The sequence below is a fragment of the Kribbella sp. NPDC050281 genome (assembly GCF_040655855.1).
In the GTDB taxonomy this organism is placed as follows: Bacteria; Actinomycetota; Actinomycetes; order Propionibacteriales; family Kribbellaceae; genus Kribbella.
In genome coordinates this window covers 1-1,713 of sequence record NZ_JBFAKS010000100.1, presented here as the reverse complement: position 1 = coordinate 1,713, position 1,713 = coordinate 1, and the positions used below count along the sequence as shown (strand labels likewise).

At 68.2% G+C, this 1,713-nt stretch carries 2 protein-coding genes; one reads left to right on the top strand and one right to left on the bottom strand.

Features of this window, described 5'->3' with window-relative positions:
* The first annotated feature begins 390 nt into the window (after positions 1 to 390).
* Positions 391 to 1,455 carry an IS110 family transposase gene (locus tag AB0I34_RS44090; RefSeq protein WP_360458709.1) on the top strand — a complete coding sequence of 355 codons (1,065 nt, stop codon included), beginning with the start codon at positions 391 to 393 and terminating at the stop codon, positions 1,453 to 1,455.
* 49 nt (positions 1,456 to 1,504) lie between these two features.
* Here AB0I34_RS44090 and AB0I34_RS44085 read toward each other — a convergent pair.
* Positions 1,505 to 1,713: hypothetical protein (locus AB0I34_RS44085; RefSeq protein WP_360458706.1), on the bottom strand; the 209-nt coding region annotated here is incomplete at its 5' end.

The window sequence follows — 1,713 nt, the reverse complement described above, 5'->3', positions numbered from 1 at the left end:
CTTCGTCAACCAGTACGCCGCGGTGCCAAGCCTGCACTTCGGCTGGAACCTGCTGATGGGCATCGCCTGGGCGAGTTTCGGCGGCCATTACGACTTCCTGACCTGGCGCGCCCAGACCCGCCGCGCGTGGGCCCGCCGCCACCGCACCGGCTGACAGAGATGATGTAGGTGAGCACCTCCCGCCGAGGTCTGACCCACCGACTGACTGACTTCGGGTCTTCAACGGGATCTGTCGGCTTCGGCCGGGAGGTGCTCGTGCGCACTCACTGGACGTGGCGTTGTGACCTTATAGGAGCCTGGCCAGAGGCCCCTTCTCTGTCTTGTCCGCGTTGCCCGGCTGGTGCGTGCCGCCCTGCCCATGGTCAAGAGCACAGGACGACGATGCCCTCCATTACATCGCATGACGAGCCGGACTTCGACGTTGCCGGTGGCGTCGACACGCACCAGGACACCCACACCGCCGCCGTGATTGATCTCATCGGGCGGGTGCTGGGCACCGAGCAGTTCCCGGCCACATCGGCAGGGTATGAGGCCCTGCTGACATGGATGTGCTCGTTCGGGCGCCTGGCAATGGTCGGGGTGGAGGGGACCGGGGTCTACGGGGCCGGGCTCGCCCGGCTGCTGCGCGAGCGGCAGGTCCAGGTGGTCGAGGTGGACCGGCCTGATCGCAAGACCCGCCGGTTCCAGGGCAAGTCCGACCCGATCGACGCCATCCAAGCGGCCAAGGCGGCCCTGGCGGGCGAGCGGACCGGCCTGCCCAAGCAACGGGACGGACGGATCGAGGCCCTGCGGAACTTGCGTGTCGCCCGCCGCAGCGCGGTCGACCAGCGAGCCGATACCCAGCGCCAGATCAAGGCACTGATCGTCACCGCCCCGGCCGAGCTGCGCGAACGACTGCGCGGCCTGCCCCTGGCCAAGCTCATCACCACCTGCGCGGCCCTGCGTCCGGACCGCACCGACGCCGCCCGCCCAGCCACCGCCGCGCAGATCGCCCTTCGGTCCCTCGCCCGCCGCCACCAGCAGCTCACCATCGAGATCGCCGACCTGGACGAGCTCCTGGAACCACTCGTCACCAGTATCAACCCCGACCTCATCGCGACCCACGGCGTCGGCCCCGACACCGCCGGCCAACTCCTGGTCACCGCCGGAGAAAACCACGACCGGCTCGCCGGCGAGGCCGCCTTCGCCATGCTCTGCGGCGCCGCCCCCATCCCCGCCTCCAGCGGCAAGACCCACCGCCACCGCCTCAACCGAGGCGGTGACCGGCAAGCCAACTGCGCCCTCTACCGCATCACTCTGGTCCGCCTGCGCTGGGACCCCCGCACCCGCGCCTACATGGAACGACGCACCAAAGAGGGACTCTCCAAGAAGGAGATCATCCGCTGCCTCAAACGCTACATCGCCCGCGAGCTCTACCAGATCATCACCAAAAACGATCAAGAATCCGCCGCTTGACATCTATAGGAGCATCAGAACCCGACTGGCCCGCTTCCTGCACCGACACTCACGCGGTGCCTGGAACCAGATCAAGGCCGACGAACTCTTGGCCGCCGCCAGCGCGACGCTCCACCTCTGGGACGACGAGCTCGATTACCCCGACCTGGCCGACGACATCGCCATCGAAGCCCGGCTGGCCTTGGCCCTCACTCATGAGATCAGTCCCGCTCACGACCGGCTTCCTCCATGCCGGCACCCATCGCGGCGATGGAGGCG